The following is a 23,624-nucleotide window of genomic DNA, read 5'->3' as shown; positions in this document are numbered from 1 at the left end:
CCTGAACATGAAAATTACCATTTTAGGATTCGGAATCGCAAAGGAAATATTTGAAGGTGTTTCCATTTCTATCGAGGTGAACGATAAAGCAACAGTAGCTGATTTAAAGCATTCTCTGCAAGAAAAATATCCGCGACTTAAGCAGCTCTCTACATTCATGATTGCAATAAACAACCATTATGCATCAGGTGATGAAATGATAAATCCGGCGGATGAGATTGCGATTATTCCGCCGGTGAGCGGAGGATGAAAAGAAGGATGGCGAAAAGCTATCCTCCGCCTGTTGAGCTTATCAGGTTTTTTTATTTCCCTGGTGACTTTATAACTTTGAGTGTCAACATTCACAAATTTTTCTGATGCCCACTGTAAAATTTACCAATGCTTTAAAGCGATACTTTCCCGATTTGAAAGACACTGCTGCAAAGGAAATTTCGATTGCTGCAATACTGAGTGAAATGGAAACCAGCTATCCTGGCCTTCGCAGCTACCTGCTTGATGAGCAGGGAAACCTTCGCAAGCATGTCAATATTTTTATTGATGGCACGATGATCACCAACCGTGCTGCATTGAACTTTACCATTGATGAAAAAAGTGAAGTCTTCATCATTCAGGCACTTTCAGGAGGATAAAATTTTACAACCTGACTTAAACTAAATACTTATGAAACCAAGTCTGCTTTTAGGAACTCGCAAAGGATTGGTGGCTTATCAATTCAGGAATGATCGATGGCAAATGGAAAATTTATCTTTCGAAGGAATTCCTGTTTCCATTGCTTATGCTGATCCACGCAATGGAACCTGGTGGGCTTGTCTCGATCATGGTCATTGGGGCGTAAAGCTTCATCGCTCTGCTGATCGTGGAAATACATGGGAAGAAATTCCTGCTCCTGCTTATCCTGAAGGTGAAGAAGTGAAAGATGGTGTGCCTGCTGCTACCCGATATATTTGGGCAATGTCGCAAGGAGGAAAAAAATTTCCGTCAAAATTATGGATGGGCACTGATCCGGGTGGCTTGTTTGTAAGTGAAGATGAAGGCAAAAGTTTTCAGTTGAATGAACCATTATGGAAACATCCGAGTCGAAAAGAAAACTGGTTTGGCGGAGGCCGTGACCTGCCGGGAATACATTCCATCGTAATAGATCCGCGAGATGAAAATCATATTCATATCGGAATCAGTTGCGCAGGTGTTTTTGAAACTTTTGATGGAGGTAAAACATGGGAAGTACGCAACAAAGGATTACGTGCTGACTTTCTCCCTGATCCCTCTGTTGAAGTTGGCCACGACCCGCATATTCTCATCGCTGCTCCAACTAATCCTGATGCGCTCTGGCAACAGAACCATTGTGGTATTTTCCGGTCTACTGATGGTGCTAAGAGCTGGCAGGATGTTGGTCAGACTGAAGGTCCGGCACGTTTCGGATTTGCCATTGCTGTGGCAGAAGACAATGCGGAACAGGCGTGGGTAGCTCCTGCTAACAGTGATGGCACACGCACAGCTATTAAAGGTGCGCTCTGTATCTGCAGGACAGATGATGGTGGTAAGAATTGGAAAGAATTAAGAAAAGGATTACCGCAGGAAAACTGTTTTGACATTGTTTACAGGCATTCGCTTGTAACTTCAGGTGAAGCATTGGCATTCGGAACCACTACCGGTAATTTGTTTTTTTCGCCCGATCGTGGTGAGAACTGGGAAGCCATCAATAATTATTTGCCGATGGTGTATTCGGTGCAATTTGCGGACTGAAGGATTGAACGCAGATTTTTATGTTAAGATGATTTTCACGGATCTTTTTTTCCCATAAAAAATATTTTTTTTGTGCGCCTTTTTTTTTTTTTTTTTTTTTTGCTTTTTTGTTTTTGTATTGTTCCCCCCCCATTTTGGTCGCGGATTTTTTGTTGATAATGATTTGTGCCGATCATTTTTTAATCATAAAAACCATCATGATCAGCGATCTTTTTAGACACTACTTTACATCTTCACCACTTTCATCCTTGAACATTTTCCTTCTGCTGATATTAACTCGATCACATACAAACCTGGCACACCCTCAATTAAAAAAGGAAGGCTGGCTGTAATGCTGTATTCCGATTCAGAAATAACTTCACCCAATACATTCAATATCCGTAAGGTAAAGTCACCGGTTTGAAAGCCTGATTCAATCCTGAAACTTCCTTTTGTCGGGTTGGGATAAACCCGGAAACCCTGTTGGTTATCTGTGTAAATCCCAGAGGAAATAGTATCCGGAATAGTGATAGGAAAACTGCAGGAAAGCGAGTCATAAAACCAGCTATATAGATTCAGATAGCCATTGAACGAAAGTTCTAATGGAGCTAAAACCTTCAGAATATGTTGCTGGGGCCACATTCCAATACCGAAATAGTTCACCGTTTCTTTGGCAATGGTATCCATATTGGAATTAAATAAAATAAAACCGGGGTAATCGAATAACTCAGCTGTTGGGTTGGCAACCTGAATGGTCAGGCTGTCATTTCCTAAACCACAGCATTGAATGACCAGTGAATCACATTGCGGCAGATTTTGCCCTATTGATAAAAAGGGGAAAAATAACATTACAAACATACATTTCATAAATTTCATATTTATTTTTTTAAACGATGATTGATGATTTTATTTTTACCCGATGACCCACTTCAATGGCAAAATCGTGAATACAAATAAACGATCAGTTTCATTTGGTTGTAGTTATCCATGCCATCCTCACAAAATTTCTAAGGTAACAATCCTTACAATAGATTTAATTTTAGAAATTACGTACTGCTTCCCGAATGAATGGACAATGACTAAGGACTAATGACTAATGACTAAAGACAAAAGTACAATGACCAATATTCAAATAACATCAGCACCCATCAACATTACAGATTGCATTCAATGGACAATGCATCCACAATGTGGCGGCATAAATGTATTTATCGGAACAGTGCGTGCAAGCACTAAAGAAAAAAAAGTGGTACGGCTTGAATTTGAAGCATATGAGAGTATGGCTTTAGCGGAGATGAAGAAGATTGCTGAAGAAGCACTTCAAAAATTTTCGATTCAAAAAATCCTCATTCATCACCGCACCGGTGTTTTACAAGTGAGTGATGTTCCGGTTGTAATTGTAGTGGGTGCCGCTCATCGCGCTGCCGCCTTCGATGCCTGCCGCTATGCAATTGATCAATTAAAAGAAACAGTTCCTATCTGGAAGAAAGAAATATTTGAAGATGGAGAAGTTTGGGTGGCGGCGCATCCGTGAGTTAGTCGGAAGTCGGAAGTAATTGGTCATTGAGTCATTAGTCATTAAATCACCTACACATGAAAACATCAATTCATAATTCATAATTTAAAACTCATACTTCTTACTCACTGTCCAACCACCTTCTTATTCAATCCCATATTTTCGACTCTCAGCCCCACTGCCATAATTCCGGGTAAGGGGTCCTGCCGCATATTTTGGGTCAATGTAAAAGTATAAGTGCCGGGTTTATTGAAGAAAGCATTTTCCTGTACAAGTGAACGAAAGTCCCAGATATCTCCCAGCCCTTCTCCATACCATTTACCTTCATCGTTAGCAAGCATGATTTCTATACGTCGGTTTGTTTTTGTGCCATCCGGAAACTGTGTGCCTGCCTGCAACCAGATATTCTGAAACGGATATAGATCTGCATGACGGATATTGACATAAATATTGTAGAGCGATGCAGTGTCAGTAATTTCCACTTTGAAGGAAGGAATCACTTTACTGTCCCACGAATATTTATCGATGCTGATATTCTTTTCGTACACTCTGTTTTTTTCGCACGAAACCAGCGAACCTAAAATCAACAGCAATAAAAATGATTTGCAAAAAGCTAAATATCCGGTTGTCTGAGAAAACTTTTTGTCGCGATCATACAAATTCTTCAGCTTTATAAAGTTCTCAGTTACGCCCTTTTCAATTTGTTGCCTGCTTTTCATTTACTCAGTATTGAACGGCATTTATTTTTTGTTTGCCTGTGGCGGACGCGTAGGAGGAGGGCCTTGTCTATTGCCTCCCTGTGGCGGACGATTACCGGGCGGACGTGCGCCGGGTGGACGATTTCCTGGTTGCCGGTTACCGCTTTTATTTTTCCGCTTCTTGTTTTTTGCTTTACTGTCGAGCGTAGCTAAACTGGTTTGACCTACTGTATCGGTAAATTCATACGTTTCTTTTACAGGCGCAAGCTTGATGGCCCCAAGATCAGTCGGCTTGGTACCATTCTTATTCATTTCCGCAATTTCCTTTACACGTTCCACTGTAAGCGGATGAAAGATTGCACTGTCCTTATAAGCAAACCAAAGCATTCGTTTAAAGATGTCGGTTTTCTGAAGGTAAGCGATGCCTGTTTCTGTTTCTACCCTGTCAATGTGCTGCGGAAAATCGTGCAGGGCATCCATATAAGTATCGAGTTCATAATTCAGGCAGCATTTCAGACGTCCACATTGTCCGGAAAGTTTTGCCTGATTAATGCTCATCTGCTGATATCTCGCAGCAGTTGTGGAAACCGTTTTAAATTCTGTGAGCCATGTACTACAGCAGAGTTCACGGCCACAAGAGCCAATACCACCGATGCGACCAGCTTCCTGCCGTGCACCAATCTGGTGCATTTCCACTTTCACATGAAATTCTTTAGCGAAATTTTTTATAAGTTCCCGGAAATCGACGCGTTCATCTGCTGTATAATAAAACGTTGCTTTCTTACCATCACCCTGATATTCCACATCGCCAATCTTCATATTCAGGTTCATCTGTCGCGCTATTGCACGTGCACGTACCATTGTTTCGCGATCGAGCATGCGGGCATCTTCCCATTTTTTTTGATCGTAGTCATTGGCTTTTCTAATGATGCCTTTTATATCATCGGAGTTTTCCGGTAACCGCTTGCGCTTCATCTGCAGCTTAACAAGTTCACCGGTTAAGGAGGCAACGCCAACATCATAACCACCTGAGCCACTTTCCACCACCACTACATCGTGCGTATCAATGGTGAGGCGATGCAGATTTCTGAAAAATTCTTTTCGTGCACCGTTTTTAAAACTTACTTCCACAAATCGCGAAGCTTCAAATTCATCCACAACAGGAATGTCAGACAACCAATCATAAACATTCATTCTATTGCATCCACCATTGCTGCATGTGCCATTGCTCTTACATCCGGATGGCTTCCCATTTACGCCCGTAGTACAACCGTTGCATCCCATTGTTGAGTAGTTAGTAGTGAGTAGTGAGTTGATAGAAGTCGGTAGTCGTTAGTTCTGAGTCGTTAGTGGGTTGAATTGTTGAGCCTGTAATTACAGTTGAAATTAAATTGCAGATTTTCTAATCAAGACAACCCATCATCGGTACATTGGCACATTAAAAATCATCAGCACATTATATCCTCAGCACATTGAAACATCCCTTCCTCAAGTGGTTAAAGGTAATTTTTTCTGACTGATGATGGGTTGCATTTGTAAGGAGAGGTTGAGGAAAAGGATTTTCGGGTGCGCATTACGTTCGATATAATAGTGTGATTTGTCAAACAGTTCTGCCATTGATTGCCAGTCATGGGACTTCATATGCTGAGCCAGCCAGGTGCCGAGTCTTTTTTCATCTTCATACAAACGTGACTGTTGTTCACCAATTTTTTGAAGCATGATACACTCATGCAGAAATTCCAGCGCATACCTGAAAAAGCTCTTCTGAGACTCCCTGCCGATCTTCGAAATTTCTTCCACCCAGCGCATCAATTCCGATGCATCTGGCTTGAACAACAATCGCATCCATCGGTTAAACAAATCCTGGTTATTGTCCTCCACATGCTGTAATAACCGGATGGCTTCATTGTAACTACCATCTGCACGGCGTACAATTTTTAATGCTGCTTCGCGCGAAAGTTCATGTTTCTCAATGAGCACCTGAAGAATATCATCATCTGTCAATCTTGGTATGCCGAGGATCTGTGTTCGTGAAAGTATAGTGGACAATAACTGATCACGGTTTTCCGCTACAAGAAGGAGCAAAGTTTTATCAGGTGGTTCTTCCAGCAACTTCAGCAGAATGTTACCTTCTTTCAATAAATATTCTGCACGCCAGAGAATCAGGATTTTATACGGTGATTCATACGTCTTCAGATTTAATGTGTGAATGATTGCACGGCATTCCGCTGCCGAAATATTTCCTTGTTTGTTTTCAGCATTAATGAAATCAAGCCATTCTGAAACATTGCGGTAAGGATTCTCTAATACCGCTTCTCTCCACAAAGGTAAAAAGTCACTGCTGAGGGCAGGATTTTCACTGCCTGTTTTCAGCTTAAAAGCGGGATAAGAATAATGAATGTCAGGATGAATCATTTTCTGCGACTTCACACACGACGCGCATTTGCCGCAGGAATCATCCGCTTGCCTGTTTTCACAATTTACAAACTGTGAAAAGGCAAGTGCCAAAGCAAGGTTACCGCTGCCTTCCGGTCCAAGAAAAAGCTGCGTATGACTCACACGGCTTTCCTTCACGCTGTTAATCAGCTTCTGCTTGATTTCCTGTTGACCGATGACGTCTTTGAAAAACATGTGGGGTTCAAAAATAATTAACTGGAGATGAATTGGAAGAGCTTTTTAAAGAAGATGCTATAAATACTTCATCAGCATTGCGCTGTATGTTTCGTTTCATTTCTGCTTATCCGTGTATCAATTTCTCCAGCGAATAAAATCCACGTTCGGTTTTACTCACCAAATAAATTCCCCGACTCAAATCATTCAAGTCAATTGGAGAAGTAAGTTATCCCTGAGCAAAAATTTCATCCGCAAACATCTTCACCATTCTTCCTTTCAAATATTCCAAAACACATCATCCTCACTCCTGCTGCACTATTATTTTTTTGATCAGATGCTCACCGTTAATAACTGCACGAAGAAAATAGGCCCCTGAAGCAAGACCACTTAAATCAATTTGTTGCTGATGCCAGCCGGAATTCATTTGTTGGGTGTGAAGAACGTTGATCATATCATGTCCGCTCATATCGCAAACTGAAATATTAACCTCACCACTCATTTTCATGTCCCATTTCACGATAGTTGACTGTGATGCAGGATTTGGCTCCACAGAAAAATCTTCTTTTACAACACTTTCGGATGGTACAGATTCTTTTGTGAAACCTGCGCCACTGCAATTACCGATTCTTGCCTCAAAGGTGGATAGGAATTCTGCCTGGAAACCGGCTTTCAGCGTAATGGACGAACCTCCCTGAATCACACCACTTGAAGCACCTAGAAATGTCAAATCATCCGAATTGCTAATGGCATCATCGTCAAGAAATGCCTTGAACGTGCCTGAGCTATAGGTGGTATTGGCTGATGGAAGTGAAACATCGCAGGAATTTACGCAACCAATAGAAAAGTATGATTCACCGCTTTTCATGATGTTACCCGGAACATTACAAAACAACGGTACCAGGTTCATTGCCGAATCATTATCAATCCATCCGCCGCCGGTGTCAAAATATAAATCATCAATACCTGCGTAGGGTACAGCAACTTCAAAGTGACAATGATCACCGGTTGAACAACCTACCGTACCTTCGACTCCGATGATAGTTCCTGCAGTAACCCAATCACCTTCATTGTGCAGATCACTTGCTGTATGATACCGCACATGTGTATACTTCGTCCATTCACCATTCGGATGTTCTATCCATACATAATTGTTGTCGCAATTGTCACCGTTCTTACAGGTGCATTGTGTATTATGGCTGTCACTGATGGCACGAATCCATCCATCGGCCGCTGCCACAATGTTGTATTCGGAATTGCCGGAATCGCCACTCATGTCAATAGCACCGCGGGGGCAATGTTTGATGTGATCATTGGTAACACTTACGATTATGCCATCTTCATAAGGAATACGGTAAATTCCTTTTGAAAAATCAAACGGTGCATTGGGTGAGCAATAATTATGATCACACTTATCAGGATCCTGGTCTTCACCAGTGGTGAAGCAAATCACGATTTGCGCTGAAGCAAATGTGGTGAGCAGGCTGCAGAAAAGAAATGTTATAAAAGTTTTCATTGTTGTTGAATTTAGTTTAGTGATACCTGAAACTTTATAGTCCAGGTAATGACTTTAATCTTGTTGAACTATTAATTTACTTACAACAGGTTCTCCGTTTATGATCAAATAACACAGGTAAGTGCCGGATGTAAACGATGAACAATTAATATCGATCAGTTGTGTACCTGCTTCATAAAGCTGACTCATGCTCTTAAACACCACTCTACCCTGCAGATCAACCATATTGATGGACACGGTTGATTTTTCTTCAAGCTGAAAAGAAACAGTTGTTTCACTTGCTGCAGGATTCGGAAAGAGATTCATGTTTTGGAACGAACCGGTTGACGCATCCTGCTCCATGTTTCCATCCTGAATGCGCAGTGCATCACAACCACCCAGTTTTGCCTGAAACGATGCTCCTGCTCCTGCATAAAAGCCATCTTCCAGCACAATATAGTCACCAGCACTCCAGACAACTTGGGCTCCACCCGTAACTTGATAGTCGGCAATATGCTGAATCGTATTGAGAGCGGTTACATTTCCATAAATTGAACCATCGACAAACTCCGGAAACAGAAATGTTTTGTTGCTTACGACAGGTTCGAAGTCAGCAAATTCACTTTCATTTTCATCAAGTGCTCTTTCATTGTGCTCATCAGCCGCAGTTCCCAAAGGCTTGGAAGTTCCCGGGAAGTTTACATCCGGCGTTGAAAAATATTGGATGCGGTCGCAGTTGTAACCATTGTCATCACATTCATCATCATACGCCATCACGGTTCTTACTTTTTCTGAATGAATGATGTAACCATGATTGAAATCGCCGGAACCATCCATATACAGGTCGTGCCTCGCACCCATAAGGTGACCTATTTCATGCGTGAATGACAGGTTATCTATCGCACTTCCCCGCTCCACCACACAAAATGCTGAGCCATACGAAGCGAGGATGGTAGCAGCAAGTCCAACATAATCACCATCAAAATCTTCGGCAATCAGAATGCAGAAGTCAGCATCATATTGCTCGCGTTCGCTGAACACATCATTGAATTTATCATTCCCAAAATCAAATTCCCATTCGGCGAGCGCATCATCAATATCGGACGATGCTACATCAGGATAATTTCTTACATACGCTATCTCCATCTGAAAATTCACCTGGCTGTTGGCATAAATGGTATTGGACAGCTCAGCGCATTCCAGTGCAAATCCGATCGGATCCGCTTCACTTAACGCTGCATCATGATCAAAACCAACCAATACCCTGATGTAACAATCATTGCCACCCGTTCTCAGGTCATCTGCTTCAGGCAATTCAAAACGGGGTTGATTCATTTCAGCAGGAACTGTGCTTGCCAGTTTCATTCCTTCATATTGTTCCCGGGATTCCTCTTTCGGTGCGTGCTGTTGGTTAATGATGTAAATGATATGGCGGTTGCCACCTATTGGTTGAATGCTGTAAACAAGCCTTGGATTGACAGCAATGTTTCCATGAATCATTCCATTGTGCCACACCAGTGTTGCAGTTGCACCATCGGCGGATTTGCCGCACCAGGCCGACAATCCATCGGCCTGTTCATTTCGTCGTTGGATGGTGAAGCTTAACACATCCATTTCAGGAAGAGTGATCTGCAGTTCATTGGCTGTAGGGTCGAAAGAAACTTCTGCGTACCAGTACTTCGAAACAAATTTGCTTCTCAACGCAGCAGCAGCAAAAGCTCTTTCTTTTGTGTTGAGCTGTGTTTCATCCAGTTGCTTCATGTTTGCAACTGCACTTTGCGCCCGGGCAGATTTGTAATGGAAACAAGAGAGCACCGCAATCAGCGAACAGTAAACTGCAAATGCGATAACTTTTTTCATGGTAAAAAATTGAAGGGTGATTTAAAGACCTATATACTATTTTACTTCCAGTGAATTCACCTTATCAGCAAGTGTTGCATTCTGCTTTTGCAATGCGATCACATACAAAGTGAGCTCTTCAATTTTCTGCATCATCTTATTTTGCATATCACCTACTGAGATACCATCTGCCTCCAATTCCTGAGCGGAAGGAATTCCTGGTAAGTGATTGTTGCTTGATATGAAATGCTCCAGTTCGTGAAGCGGAAGGAGCTTATAATCGTTTTCAAAAACGTAATCAGGCCATGAAGCAGTTTCCACTTTCAGTTCGCGGCACGCCACTTTTCCTTCTACAGAAAGTTTGTATCCGGATTTTGGTGTGGAAGTGCCCATGCCAATCCGGCCATCAGATAAAATGAACAACTGATCGCCTGTTACATTGTTGCCAAAAATGATGCTGCCTGAGTTACTTGCAATCTTCAAATTGTTACCGGTGCATTGAATAAATGCTTTTTGTGTGCTGCTGTTGTTAAAATCAATGTAAGCATCAGTGCCCTCAAGGCGCAGCAGGCCATTGCTTCCTTTCAAATGCAACAATACGCTGGGGGAAGCTGTCCCAATGCCCACTTTACCGGATGACTTCAACGTCATCACAGTGGAAGATCCGGCTGTAAACTGCACTTTGCCACTTGTGTTACTGCCTACGGTGCCAAGTCTGAAATCATCTCCTGTTTGCTGCAGGTAACTTTTTGCTACGGCACTGTTGAATAATTGGATATAAGGATTCGTGCCATCCAATCGAAGCACTTCATCGGTTCCATTAATGTGCAATTTTACTGCAGGTGCTGATGTGCCAAGACCCACGTTGCCTGTTACATACAAACCATTGGTTGGCGGAGTAATATTTCCACCCACAGATACACCTCCATTGCTGCTCACGAAAAGCTTGGTCGTATTATTCACCTGAACACGCAATGCATCTTCTCCTGCATCAGAATTTACGTGGAGTTGTGCATTAGGATCAGTCACGTTGAAACCTCCCTTACCTAAAGCGTCTACAATAAAATGTGGCGTTCCGGTTTCAGGTCCTACGATAAATTCATCACCGACATAATCTGTGTTTATATGGACTTTGGCAGCAGGTACCGAAGTGCCAAGACCCATCTTTCCATCGTAATCAATAAAAAATCTTGTACTCCCTTCATAGCTTCCATTGATATTGCGAACCTGCTGAATGTAGAATTGATTGTTTTCATCTGTCTGTGATGTTCTTCCAAGAATTTTCCATTTTGTTTCATCACCTATCAGATTTGAAAATGAAGAAAGATAAATACGTGCATAACCATCCGTGCTTACTTCTTTTACCCAGATGTGCGGATGATCAGCATCACCTGATTTACTGAGCTGCAAAAAAGCCGTTGGTGCCACTGTACCAAGTCCGATCTTATCCCCATTATCATACAATGATCCATCAACAAGCGATGACCCATTCCAGCGGGGAATAAAATTAGTGGTAAGGCCACTGATACCTGATGGAGAAGCCCAGCTTAAGGTACCGCTGCCGTTGGTAGCAAGCAATTGCCCGCTTGTTCCATCGGCCGCCGGCAGAATCCAGATCTTATTCGCGATGATGGAACTTGGAGATTTGAATCCCACATAGTTCGTTCCATTCGAAGTAAGTTCTGAAAACCTGATCTCACTGGTAGAAGGAATGAGCGCACTGTTTGGTTTTAAATTAATGCCGCCTGTTGAAGTGGTGGGCGGAGTGATATCCAGCATGGTGGTAGGACTCACAGTACCGCCAATACTTAATTTTCCCATAAACCATCCGTCCTTCCAGGCAGCAGCAGACGTTCCCAAACTCTTGGAGTTGGTGGTGCTGGGTATCAGACTTTGATTTACCGATGTAGGTGAAACAAGGTTTGACAAACTGGTATTTGCCTGGGAAAAGGCATGCATGTTACAGCCGAAAACCATGATGGTAACTGCCAATGCATTGTGTAGCAATGTTTTTTTCATGAGTGAAAAGTTTTTGATTAAATAATGATGGAACAAATATGAGATGCTGAAGACGCTAAGCAAATTCAGATTTCCGAACGGTAGTTGATAATTTCCTATTGGTATTGCTTACTTTCTGATCCATTCGGAAGGGCTGCGATCCACATGGACGAATAGCTCGCTGCGGAGATATAATAAATATATTTACTTATGTGTCGAAGCCTTTGAAAGCAACGCGACCGTTTTTTTTAATTCATTTTCGAATTGAGATAACAGATATGACACTTTTTCGTCTGCCACCTTGTTAGCTGCATTTGACTCCATTTCTGTTGCCAGCCGATGGAGGTTTTGCAAGCCGAGCATTATTAATTGCGGTTTAATAGAATGAATTTTACGATTGAATTTTACTATATCATTGCTCTCTGCGGCGCTTTTGATTTCAGAAAGTAAATTTGGGACTAACTGAATAAACTTTTCAATGTACATCCTCATCAATGCTTCGTCACCATCACTGTATTTTCTTAACGCTGAAAGGTCAATCAATTCCTCTTTGCGTGTTAAAGCGGTCGAAAAAAAAGCGGTGGAATTAGCAATGGAATTATTCCAGCCTAGCGCCTGTGATATTGCAAACAGCAGGTCACTTGCCACAAAAGGTTTGGAGAGATGTGCTGATATTCCTGATTGAAAACCAATTTCAATTTCTTCACGTGTTGCAGAAGCGGTAAGCGCAATAATGGGAATTACTTTCTTTCTGCCTTCAAATTCCTGTCTTATTTTTTTGGTTGCTTCATAACCGTTTACTTCCGGCATTTGCACGTCCATTAAAATCAAATCATAATCTTCCTCTTGCAGCGCATCGAGTGCTTCTCTTCCATTTTCTGTAACATCAATTCTTAAAGTAGGAACCAACCGCTTCAACGATTCCACCGTAACAAGCTGATTGTATTCATTGTCTTCAGCAAGCAAAATTTTCAAAGACGCAAATCTGGAATAGTCAACTGCTGATAGAGGCTGATGAATTTTCTTATACGCTTCCACAGAAGATATTTCATATTGAATGGTGAATGTAAAAACTGATCCCACACTTTCTTCACTCGTTACCTTAATCTCACTTCCATATAATTGAACAATCTGCCGGGAGATAGAAAGTCCTAAACCGGTGCCTCCGAATTTTCGGGAAGTATCATCTGCAGCCTGCCTGAAAGGGTCAAAAATGGTATCGAGTTTTTCTTTTGCAATCCCAATGCCTGTATCCTTAACCTTAAAGTTGATCGGAAAAAAGCGCAATGCTCCGGCATCAATAATTGAATTTGGATTGTCACGTTTCACCTCTATGCAAATGCTTCCTTTCTCTGTAAACTTTATTGCATTGCCGGTGAGGTTGATCAGCACCTGGTACAATCTTGTTGAATCACCTAAAACATATTCAGGAATATCCTTTTCAATTTTCATTTCAAATCCCAGTCCTTTTTCCTCTGCCTTGTGGCGCAATGCGTTCATCACGCTTTCTGTTACCTCGCGAATGCTGAAAGGAATTTTTTCAATTTGCATCTTACCGGCTTCCAGTTTGCTCAGATCCAACACATCATTCAAAATCACCATCAGGTTTTCTGACGATTTTTTGATTGCTCCCAGGTAAAAAATTTGTTGCTCCGTTGCAGGCGCATCCAGCAACAGGTTGGTTAAACCAATAACCGCATTCATAGGTGTTCTTATCTCATGACTCATATTTGCAAGAAAACGCGATTTGAATTGCTCACTTTCTTCCGCGCGCAGCTTCTCTTTTTGAATAACTTTATTTTTTGCCTCCAGTGCTTTGGCTGCTTTTTGCTTCAGCCAGAACCGGTTGAATAATAATGCAATGATGATGAGCAGAAAAACGGAGCCGGCAATAAAAAGATTTCTGATATTCTTTTGCGCTGCAAGTCTTTCTTCAGCAACGGCATCCTTCTTTTGCTGCACCGCGGCGGCCAATGCTTCTTTGTTCTGATATTCAAACTCAAATTGTTTTCGCAATGTGTATTTTCTTGCATCCTTGCTTTCCATAGTATCACGTACGGTCAGGTACTCAAGCGTATAAGAATATGCTTTCGCGAAATCTTTTTTCCTGCCATAAACATCCATCAGCAAATGAGTGATCGTTTGCAGGTTTCGCGGACTACCCTTTACTTTAAAATATTTGTATGCACTTAAGAGTAAAAGTTCCGCGCTGTCGGTCTTGATGCCTTTGCGCAGATATGCACCGGCAAGATAGGAGGAGGTTTCATGAAGCTGAGCAGTATCCTGTGAGTGCTTTGCATACCAGAGACTCTTATTATAATAGGATATCGCTTTGTCATAGTCTTTTAAATCTATCCAGGTGGAAGCAAGGTTTGAATAGGATTTTGCCAATTCAATATTTGACCCGATTCTCGTTCTGATCAATAAACTGCTGTCGTAATACATCAATGCCGAATCATACAATTGAAGGTTGTCATAAATCCCGGCAATATTATTAAAGCGGAGCGCTATTGCCTGCTCATTTTTTCTATTTTGAAAAATCCGGAGCGACTTTCGAAAATATTGCAGTGATTCCCTGTAAAATGCCATTTCCTGATAAATCTGCCCGATATTATTGAGCTCAATACCAACATCCGGCTCATTTCCTTGTTGCTCATCCATTTTCATTGCAAGAAATAAATAGTCGAGGGCCTTTTGGTATTCTCCCTTAATGCGATACAGATGACCGAAGTTGGAGTAAGCAGTCGCCAGTTGCGATGAATCCTTTGATGCGAGGGTATAAGGAAGGCTTTTATGTAACCAATACAAACTTGTATCCGGCCCCTTGTATGCATTCACCACTGCAAAATCGTTGTACACTAATCCAATGAACAGCGAATCATTAACCTGCAAAGCGGACCGAAGCGAACGCTGCAGGTACTTTATTCCTGAATCGGATTCCTGCGTGCTGCTATTGTAGTAACTGGAGATCCAATAATAGGAAGCAGCTTTCTCGTGAAAGAAAAATATTTTGTTACTGCGCTGAAATGAAACCGGTAGTGATTGCAGTAAACTCAATGCCTGATTTGCATAGATAAAAGAAACGCTGTCGTCGTCTTCCACTTCTGCAAGCCGGTTCAATAAAATAATTCTGGAAGTATCAGTTGTTGCTTTTGCCAAAAGTTGACTGAGTGAATCCGTTTTTTGCGCCTGGGCATGCAGTTGAATCACAAACAGAACTACCACTATGAAGAAGGATCTGAACTTCATCTGAATTGATTCATTAAAAAAATTATTCAGCTATTTAATCTAAATCTGCTTTGCTATTCAACATGCTTTCCCATCGGCAAAGAAGGGTTTCCTATCGGAATCATGACTTCACATTTTATGTTCCTTGGTTTCTCAACACTGATTCAATTTCCGCTTTTCTTCTTCGGGCCACTTCAACTTTCGATTCATCTTTCATCAATAAAAATCCGGAAGGCAGGTAACGAAGCACATATTGCATGTTGATGAGGTGTGATTTATGAACCCGGAGGAAACCATTTTCCTGCAGCAGCTCTTCATACTCACGCAAAGGTTTTGATGCGATAAATGTTTTTCCCGAAGTAAGAAAAAACTTTGTGTAACTGCGTTCCGCCTCACAACGGATAATTTCAACCGGATGAAAAAAGAAAACACCTTCTGTAGTCGGTATCGCCAGCCGGAAATCTTTTGTCTCCCGGGTTTGAATGGTATGCAGGAAATTTTGATAGAGCGCAGGCCGGTAACTTACTTGCTCTCTCTTTTCAAGATGCCGCTGAACGGCTTCCATCAACTCTTCCTTCTGCACCGGTTTCAATAAATAGTCGAGCGCGCTGAACCTGATGGCTTTGATTGCATATTTTTGAAAAGAAGTGGTGAAGATGACATCGAAATTTTTTTCGGCAATCATATTCAGCAGATCGAAGCCTGAATATTCAGGCATCTCCACATCCAGGAAAATAAGATCAGGATGCTCTGATGTTATCAGTTGCTTTGCAAGAATAGCATCACCTGCAACATGGATCGAAGATATTTCCGGTTGATACTTTTCAATAAGCAGTTTTAAAGTATCTCTCGATAAATCATCATCATCAACAATGAGGGCTTTGATCATTAGTCTAATTTAAGACTACTTATCGAATCACCAACAACGTCGTCAAAAATTGCATGTATACCGCATTTGATTTAAAATACAAATTCACTGATTTTATTCACTAAACGTTATTTTCTATGGTGGATACAATCCCCGAAAGTTTAATGGCAATAATAATCTGAAATAGCCAGAGACCTCAATTTTCAATCGAATTAAAACAAAACTGCCTTCGAAAAGCGGTATCTTCATTGCGAGAGAGCGCGCGCATTGAATGCTAATTAAAATTGAAGGTATTATGCTTAAGAAAAAACTATTTGCTCTTTTGCTGGTTGTTCAGGCTTCCATTGCTTTTGCTCAGGATTATACGCCTTTCATAAAAGATACCACCACTTTTTTTCTCAGGAACAACTGGTTAATGGGCGTCCGTTTTGATTCGGTAAAAATTTCAGGCAGCGATTCTGTTATGGGAGGGCGGACTTTTTGCTTAAAAGTAATTCAACCCTCATTTCTCAATCGCCGCAATCAACGCCGGATCAAAGGGCGTAACCTTCGATTTAAAATGACATACATATTCGCCTTCTTCGTTGATAAGGTATTTGTTGAAATTCCAGCTTACATCAGAATCTTCCACGCCGTTTAACTTTTTCTCTGTAAGCCAGTGATATATGGGTGCCATATCACTTCCTTTCACCGAAATTTTTGCTGCTAGCGGAAAGGTGACATCATATTTTGATGAACAGAATTGCTGTATCTCTTCATTGGTGCCCGGTTCCTGTCCCATGAAATTATTTGCCGGGAATCCGATTATCACCAGCTTGTCTTTGTATTGACGGTATAATTTTTCAAGGTCTGCATACTGCGGCGTATAACCACATTCCGATGCCACATTCACGATCAGAATCTTTTTACCTTTGAAAGCCGCGAGGTCAATTGTGCCGCCATCAATGGATTTCACTTTAAAATCATAAATGGTATTGGAGGCAATATCGGTTGGATTTATCGCTAAAAGAAAGAAGGAGAGCAAGATCACATTCATCAGTTTTTTTAATCCTGTTGTTTAATTATCAGGTTAATGCAGTCATTAACCCATTTCAACTAAAATTGTTTCAATAATGCGTGTTGCTGTTTTCAGAAAAGAACATTTTAATGCCGCTCACAGGCTGTATCGCAAAGACTGGGACGACAAGAAGAATGCGGAAGTGTTCGGCTTGTGCAGCAATCCACTCTATCATGGCCATAATTATTACCTGGAAGTGAAAGTGACCGGCGAAGTAGATCCGCAAACCGGTTATGTGCTGGATCTGAAAATTTTGAAAGATATTATTAAAGAAGAAGTGCTGGATAAATTTGACCATCGCAATCTGAATGAAGACACCGAAGAGTTTCGCAACCTGAATCCAACGGCAGAAAATATTGTGTGGGTGATTTATGAAAAGATCCGCAGACGGCTGGAAGTGAAATTTGATCTTTCCGTAAGATTGTTTGAGACCGAACGGAATTTTGTGGAATATCCGGCTTGAAAATAGAACGCAGAAGACGCGGATTTGACGGATAAATACGGATAAGAAAAAAAAGCGATACGACGCGGCAGATGTATGATTCCGGCGGAATCCCACCAATAGATAGTACTGAAAGCAAGCAAGTCTGATCTGTTTCAATCTGTTTAACCCGTCACCTGCGTTCAATAAATAAGATCCGTTTTAATCTGTAAAATCCTTGTCATCCGTGTTCTATTCTAATAAACAACTTTCAAAGTCTCCAAATGAAGAAGTTCTATTCCATCATTCTCCTCTTCTTGCCTTCTATCCTTTTTGGTCAGAATCAAATCATTGATTCAAGGTCTTCGGCTATCGCTGATTCAGTTATTCAGATGATGGGCGGAAAACAAAACTGGGACAACGTACACTACCTCCGCTGGAATTTCTTTGGAAGAAGAACACTCTACTGGGACAAGTGGACCGGCAATGTTCGCATCGAAGTTCCTGCTAAGAAATTATTGATCCTCACCAACATCAACACACGGCAAGGCCATGCTTTTCGCGATAGCAAAGAGTTATTGCAACCAGATAGCATTGCGTATTTTATGGATCGGGGATTTAAGATCTGGGCAAACGACAGTTACTGGCTCATCATGCCTTTCAAACTCAAGGATCCAGGTGTAAATATTTCCTATAAAGGCTCAGCAAATGATTCGGAAGGAAACCCTTGCTTCGTGCTTGAACTGACTTTTAATAATGTAGGCGTAACACCGGAAAATAAATACCGAATATATGTTGATCGTAAAAAATACCTTGTTACGCAATGGGATTATTTTGAAAAGTACCAGGATGAAAAGCCGGACATCAGTAGTCCCTGGGGCAATTATCAATGGTATGGAAAAATTCTGTTATCAGACGACCGCGGACGTGACGAAGGAAAGCTATCAGACATTGCAGTGATGGATGAAGTGCGTGACGGATTGTTTGAAAAAGAATGAATTCCTTTTCCTGTTGACTAAAATGATCATGCTTGATGCTGTTCAGAAAAATTGTTGAAGTGATTATCACAATGTTCAAGCTAGAAAATCAGAAACGTGTTTCAGAAATTAATGATGTGAAGTAAAAGATCACCTTGTTATTAGCAGGCCACAAAAAAAGATCGCCCCGGTTTACCAGGGCGATTGATTTTTAATTGATTGTTTATTTGTTGAGGTTGCTATTGAATTCCCACAACCACCTTTTCGGTATAGGTCTGATTTCCCTTACTCAATTTTATAAAGTAAATGCCAGGCAACCACTTTTTACAATCCACCACCATGTTCATCACATCAGTTTGCAGAAAATTCTTTCTGAATACTGATGCTCCGATTGTATTGGTTACATCTACAGAAATGTCTTCTTTGTTTCCTGCTTCATTAAAACTGAGTATAAAATAGGAAGTGGCGGGACTTGGCCACAGCCTGAGAATGCGGTCATTTACATTTTCATCCTCATCTCCGTTACTGTAGTCCTTCTGCGGATTGGACAAATTACAGTTGGTAGAAATAGGTGTGTAGTCACCAACTGATGTGCGGATGCTATCCAAAATAACCCGGTAAGTATTAATTAAATCAGCGTAGGTACTATTGTTGATCAGGTTGCTATTTTCTTTTGGATCAGTGGAGATGTCATAAAATTCTTCCACCAAGCCAGTGCAATAATGCTTCACATACTTGTATTGCGAAGAGCGAACGGCCCTTATGGAAGGAGCGCCGGCTTCACCGGCATATTGATAGAAGAAATATTTTCTTTGTAAATCACCGTCCGCCAGTTTTTTCAAGGACATGCCATCCATGTTGTAGGTGTTGGGAATGTGCGCAGCTTCCAATATAGAGGGAGCAAGGTCAATATTGGTAGCCATTTTATCCGTATAAACAGATCCGGGCTTAAACCACGATGGAAACCTAATGTACATTGGAACACGAATAGATTCTTCCTGGGCTATTTGCTTTGCTTCCAATTTGTGCTCTCCCATCATGTATCCGTTATCCGAAGTAAAAATGATCATGGTACTATCGAGTGCATTCCGTTGTTCCAACCAGCTCATCATAGCTGTAACGTTGACTTCCACGCCGTAAAGCGTCTGGAATTCTATCAAATTCATTGAATCCGTTTGCGCCGTTGTATAATTCCAGTTGTGTGTGTTGTAAAAATAGGATGGATAATTGGCAGTGTATTTTGCGAAATTAGAAGGGAAAGGCATTGTTTCCGAAGTGTAAAGATTGAGATCATCAGGACGGGGCACTCTCGGTCCATGAGGCACCTTTGTAAAAAACATCAGCATAAAAGGACTTCCTGATGGTACGCTATTAAGAAAATTAAGAGCGAGTTGCTGGTAATTATCTGAAATATGTCCTTCCATCATCGTGTCGGGGCCATTATTGATGTTATAGATTGCATCAATATAAACATTACCCTCACTGGTTGCCCAATAATTAAAACCTGTGGGCTTGCCTTGTTGCTGTCCGTATTTTCCAATAAACCCTGTATAATAGCCATTGTCTTTTAAAATTTGTTGAACCAAAGGAAGTCCGTCATTCATACGGGTATCATTGTCTTTTGCTCCATGATGATGGGCATACAATCCTGTATAAATCGAAACCCTGCTGGGTGCACATTGCGAAGTAGTGGGAAATGCATATGTAAAATTGGCCCCCTCACTGGCAATCCGGTTAATAGAGGGCACATTAAACCATTCAGGACCGCCTGATGGTTGAAAATTGTCATAGCGGCCATCATCTAATAAAACAATAACAAAATTTGGTTTTTTAACTGCGGGAATAACATTCTCTGTGACAAAAGTAATCGGTGCAGTCCATACAGATTTATCAGTGCCACAAACACTCTGTACGCAAACAGTGTAAGAACTATTTTTCAATAATCCGGTGAAGTGATGAGACGTAGCAGTTGTGGATGAAAACACTTTATAAACCGCATCTGAAGATAGTTTCCAGCGCACTTTAAAGGTAGTTGATCCACATTGCGGGACCCATGAAAAATCAGCTTCATAAGGTGTAACGTTCGCTATTGCAGGTGACAGCGGAACAGAACATTTCAATGTGGTTTTCTTAACCTGCTTCCATCCGCTGTTTACATTATTTACGCAATAACTTGCCACAGAAAATGTGTATTCTTTATTGGGGTTCAGGCCTGTAAATGTGAAAGTTGTGGCGGTAACCTGATCAGGCAATAAAATAAATGTTCCTGTTGTTTCCTTGTATTTCACCATGTAATAGGCAGCCTCAGGTACAGCATTCCAGGTCATAGTTGCACTGCAACTGAATACATTCGAAATTTTAACATTTGTTGGTATAGCTATGGTGCACTGTGCAAAAGAACTTTCAGTGGCAATGAAGCCAAACAAGAGCAGTAATAAAATTCTATTCATGAACATTAATTTAATAGAAATAAGCATACTGCGAGACTTCTTAAAGTCTAAACGATGCTTTTTCTCGTGATTACTGGGTATTCAGGGTTAGCAAAAATAATTTAATCAATCAGGTTTGGAATTTTGCAAAGTCATTTTGAAAAACATTTAATATGCATGATTTTCGACAGTAATGAATCAAAAATCCAATTTTAAAAACTTATTACTTTCAGCAACGCTCTGTTTCCTTAACTGATCGAATATTATATTTACTGACCAGCGGCGGCATAATTATTTCTCCAAAAATTGCTCCTACTCTCCCTTAGCAACTGAAGCTTAATCAGCAAAATCATAGCTTTCAAAGATTGCGAATTACTTCTTTAAACTTAACGCTCATAAAAATGTTTCAATAATTTTGATTTTCCAAAGAATTTGCCACTTTTTAAATGCCCTTTACAAGAAGTCGCTGAAAATTATTGGATTATCTATGATCTTGATATTAAAGTGTAAGAATTTGCTTTAATATGATACGTTTCGAACACCTTTACTACGTTTTTTAGGTTCTAAAATTTGGCAATGGTCACTTTTCCAATTGGTGTGTATTTCTTTTGCCCTGATCAGGCGAGGTCTTTTTATTTTGAAATACCTTCGCGGAACCAACAAGATCATGAAACTGATTGAATTTTCAAGATTAAAAACATTTTCATTACCGGCATTCCTAATTTGTTGCCTGCTGCTGACTTCACAATCATGCTATGAAAGTTCAGCTCATCATGAAGTGCAGAAATTTTCATGGGAATATCCGCCGGTACTCACGGCAACTGATAATTTACTTGCACACAGCATTGATACTTTCTTTCAGCACAGGGCAAAAAAGGCAGGACTTAACGGATCCGTATTGGTAGCGCAAAATGGCAGAGTGATTTACCAGCATACTTTCGGATTTCTGAATTATTTCAGCAAAGAATTACTGACCGACAGCTCAACATTTCAACTTGCATCGGTAACCAAGCCTTTTACTGCAACTGCAGTATTATTGCTGCACAAGAGAAAAAGTCTGAACATTGACGACGAAGTTGCAAAGTATATAAAAGATTTTCCGTATAAAAACATTACCATTCGCCAACTACTGAATCACCGCTCAGGTCTTGCTAACTACATTTATCTTTTCGATACCCTGAAACTGGCAGCAGGTAGTTTTATCACCAATCAGGACGTAGTGAATTACTTTGTTCAACATAAGCCCGCACTTCAGGCTACTCCCGGACATAAGTTCCAGTATTGTAACACTAATTATGCGTTGCTGGCTTACATTGTGGAGTTGGTGAGCGGGCAACCATTTAAGGATTTTCTAAGCGAAAACATTTTCATCCCTTCACATATGTATCATACTTATGTGCGCAATGTAAGTGATACCATTAAACACGTCAACCAAACTATTGCCTACACAGGCGCGCATTGGTCACGTGTGAGTGATGTGCTGTATGATGGTGTTTCAGGGGATAAAGGAATATATACCACCGCAATGGATCTTTATCTTTTCGATCAGGCATTAAATCATCAATTATTGCTTGATAAAGAACTTCTTGCCGAATCGTATAAAGGATATAGTTATGAAAAGCCAGGACAGAAAAATTATGGACTCGGCTGGCGTTTGAAGGAATTTAACGACAGTACAAAAATCGTTTACCACAATGGATGGTGGCGTGGCTACAATTCACTGTTTGTACGAAAGCCGGAACACGGAACCTGCATTATTGTATTGGCAAATAAGTACAATCGGAATGTTTATGATGTAAAAGCACTCTATGAAATGCTTGGTTTAAATCCGGATGATAAAGAGGAAGGGGAAGAATAACCGTAAAGGAACCGCTTATGGTTGATCGCATAGGTCAACTAAAGAAAGCATTTCAATCAATATGAATAAATATCCAATTGGCCTTGCCGCAACACATATAGCCTGCTCTTTTCAATACGTACATCAATCACTTGTGCAGCATCAGGTAAAGCAATGTTTTTTAATTCAAGTGTTTTTAATTCATAGCTGCGCAACGTTTCAGCTTCCTGAAAAAACAATTGGCCGCTGCGAACCTGGAATTTATGGATGTTCTTAAAAGGAAGCGTTTGATAGTAAGTGCCATAGATATCAAAAATAACAATGCCTTCATCCGGGTCAGTGAGATACACATACTGATCATCCTCCTGCATAAAAACGGGATGAAGCGCTTTTCCCAGCAATGAAAAAAGGTCACCGCTTTCAATAACTATATCGTTGTTCCTGTCAATTTTTTTCAACTTAAAATCCTGGTCATCGAATACCCAGATATTATTATCAATGGAAGAAAAGCAGGTGGCACTGTAACTCTGAATATTTATTTTCCTGAGTGAAAGTGCGTTTACTTCCGACAAATTATTGTCAAGCATTACCACTGTTCCATAGTCAGGATAAGATAATACCAGCCGCAATGGATTGGTTGCATCGGCAAAGAAAAGTTTCCCATAACGGTTTTGATTATAGGTAACCAACAGGTTACCGGATGAATCAACTTTTTGGAATTCATTTCCGGAAGTGATGATGTAGCCGTTTTGCAAATAATCGGTCGTAAGAAATGTTGCATCTGTTTTTACTGATGTGAGCAACACGAAACTGATAACAATCTGCAGCAATGGCAACATAGTACAAAATGAGGTCGTGGAAAGCAGATGGGAAATCGTTTACAGCGATCGTAAAAAATGAATGCCTGAAGTTACGAAAAGCTTACGTAG

19 protein-coding genes are annotated in these 23,624 nt (G+C 40.8%); 7 read left to right on the top strand and 12 right to left on the bottom strand.

Annotation, left to right across the window (positions count from 1 at the left end):
• Positions 1-7 precede the first annotated feature (7 nt).
• The 3 genes from IPO83_09345 to IPO83_09335 all read left to right on the top strand — a co-directional run bounded on the left by IPO83_09345 (position 8) and on the right by IPO83_09335 (position 1,743).
• Positions 8-250, top strand: a complete 243-nt coding sequence (locus IPO83_09345) for a MoaD/ThiS family protein (GenBank protein MBK9731481.1) — start codon at positions 8-10, stop codon at positions 248-250.
• A 106-nt stretch (positions 251-356) separates the two neighbouring features.
• Positions 357-629, top strand: a complete 273-nt coding sequence (locus IPO83_09340; protein MBK9731480.1) for a MoaD/ThiS family protein — start codon at positions 357-359, stop codon at positions 627-629.
• Between the two features lie 31 nt (positions 630-660).
• Positions 661-1,743: a glycosyl hydrolase gene (locus tag IPO83_09335; GenBank protein MBK9731479.1), complete on the top strand. Its 1,083-nt coding sequence runs from the start codon at positions 661-663 to the stop codon at positions 1,741-1,743.
• Positions 1,744-1,968: 225 nt separating this feature from the next.
• On the opposite strand, the gene IPO83_09330 is transcribed toward IPO83_09335, so the two are convergent.
• Positions 1,969-2,598 (bottom strand): T9SS type A sorting domain-containing protein, encoded by a 630-nt coding sequence (locus IPO83_09330; GenBank protein MBK9731478.1) that lies wholly within the window; start codon positions 2,596-2,598, stop codon positions 1,969-1,971.
• A 241-nt stretch (positions 2,599-2,839) separates the two neighbouring features.
• Between IPO83_09330 and IPO83_09325 the strand changes: the two genes are divergently transcribed.
• On the top strand, positions 2,840-3,256 hold the full coding sequence (locus IPO83_09325) for a molybdenum cofactor biosynthesis protein MoaE (GenBank protein MBK9731477.1): 417 nt from the start codon (positions 2,840-2,842) through the stop codon (positions 3,254-3,256).
• 107 nt (positions 3,257-3,363) lie between these two features.
• Here the strand turns inward: IPO83_09325 and IPO83_09320 are convergent, their stop codons facing one another.
• From IPO83_09320 to IPO83_09280, 9 genes are all read right to left on the bottom strand, one after another.
• A complete protein-coding gene (locus tag IPO83_09320; protein MBK9731476.1) occupies positions 3,364-3,957 on the bottom strand; it encodes a gliding motility lipoprotein GldH in 594 nt (197 codons plus the stop codon).
• 21 nt (positions 3,958-3,978) lie between these two features.
• Positions 3,979-5,220, bottom strand: a complete 1,242-nt coding sequence (locus tag IPO83_09315; protein MBK9731475.1) for a hypothetical protein — start codon at positions 5,218-5,220, stop codon at positions 3,979-3,981.
• A gap of 204 nt (positions 5,221-5,424) precedes the next feature.
• Positions 5,425-6,567, bottom strand: coding sequence for a hypothetical protein (locus IPO83_09310; GenBank protein ID MBK9731474.1), 1,143 nt, complete (start codon positions 6,565-6,567; stop codon positions 5,425-5,427).
• Between the two features lie 283 nt (positions 6,568-6,850).
• Complete coding sequence (locus IPO83_09305) at positions 6,851-8,062, bottom strand: peptidoglycan DD-metalloendopeptidase family protein (GenBank protein MBK9731473.1); 1,212 nt, start codon at positions 8,060-8,062, stop codon at positions 6,851-6,853.
• 54 nt (positions 8,063-8,116) lie between these two features.
• The gene (locus IPO83_09300; GenBank protein MBK9731472.1) at positions 8,117-9,901 is read right to left on the bottom strand and encodes a T9SS type A sorting domain-containing protein; all 1,785 of its coding nucleotides are present in this window, start codon (positions 9,899-9,901) and stop codon (positions 8,117-8,119) included.
• Between the two features lie 36 nt (positions 9,902-9,937).
• Positions 9,938-11,899, bottom strand: coding sequence for a hypothetical protein (locus tag IPO83_09295; GenBank protein ID MBK9731471.1), 1,962 nt, complete (start codon positions 11,897-11,899; stop codon positions 9,938-9,940).
• 183 nt (positions 11,900-12,082) lie between these two features.
• Positions 12,083-15,127: a tetratricopeptide repeat protein gene (locus IPO83_09290; GenBank protein MBK9731470.1), complete on the bottom strand. Its 3,045-nt coding sequence runs from the start codon at positions 15,125-15,127 to the stop codon at positions 12,083-12,085.
• Positions 15,128-15,242: 115 nt separating this feature from the next.
• Positions 15,243-15,995, bottom strand: a complete 753-nt coding sequence (locus IPO83_09285; GenBank protein MBK9731469.1) for a response regulator transcription factor — start codon at positions 15,993-15,995, stop codon at positions 15,243-15,245.
• Between the two features lie 481 nt (positions 15,996-16,476).
• Positions 16,477-17,010, bottom strand: a complete 534-nt coding sequence (locus IPO83_09280) for a glutathione peroxidase (protein ID MBK9731468.1) — start codon at positions 17,008-17,010, stop codon at positions 16,477-16,479.
• Positions 17,011-17,086: 76 nt separating this feature from the next.
• Here IPO83_09280 and IPO83_09275 point away from each other — a divergent pair, with 76 nt between their 5' ends.
• Both IPO83_09275 and IPO83_09270 read left to right on the top strand, forming a co-directional pair.
• Positions 17,087-17,494, top strand: a complete 408-nt coding sequence (locus tag IPO83_09275; protein ID MBK9731467.1) for a 6-carboxytetrahydropterin synthase — start codon at positions 17,087-17,089, stop codon at positions 17,492-17,494.
• A gap of 242 nt (positions 17,495-17,736) precedes the next feature.
• Positions 17,737-18,450, top strand: a complete 714-nt coding sequence (locus tag IPO83_09270; GenBank protein MBK9731466.1) for a hypothetical protein — start codon at positions 17,737-17,739, stop codon at positions 18,448-18,450.
• Between the two features lie 218 nt (positions 18,451-18,668).
• On the opposite strand, the gene IPO83_09265 is transcribed toward IPO83_09270, so the two are convergent.
• On the bottom strand, positions 18,669-20,879 hold the full coding sequence (locus tag IPO83_09265) for a sulfatase-like hydrolase/transferase (protein ID MBK9731465.1): 2,211 nt from the start codon (positions 20,877-20,879) through the stop codon (positions 18,669-18,671).
• A gap of 646 nt (positions 20,880-21,525) precedes the next feature.
• On the opposite strand from IPO83_09265, the gene IPO83_09260 reads away from it, so the two are divergent.
• Entirely contained in the window at positions 21,526-22,716 is a 1,191-nt protein-coding gene (locus IPO83_09260) for a beta-lactamase family protein (protein ID MBK9731464.1), read from the top strand.
• Positions 22,717-22,772: 56 nt separating this feature from the next.
• On the opposite strand, the gene IPO83_09255 is transcribed toward IPO83_09260, so the two are convergent.
• Entirely contained in the window at positions 22,773-23,534 is a 762-nt protein-coding gene (locus IPO83_09255) for a hypothetical protein (GenBank protein MBK9731463.1), read from the bottom strand.
• Positions 23,535-23,624: the final 90 nt, after the last annotated feature.

The organism is Chitinophagaceae bacterium (assembly GCA_016717285.1).
Lineage (GTDB): Bacteria > Bacteroidota > Bacteroidia > Chitinophagales > UBA10324 > JACCZZ01.
The sequence above is the reverse complement of the archived record's forward strand: the minus strand, read 5'-3'. Positions and strand labels throughout refer to the sequence as shown.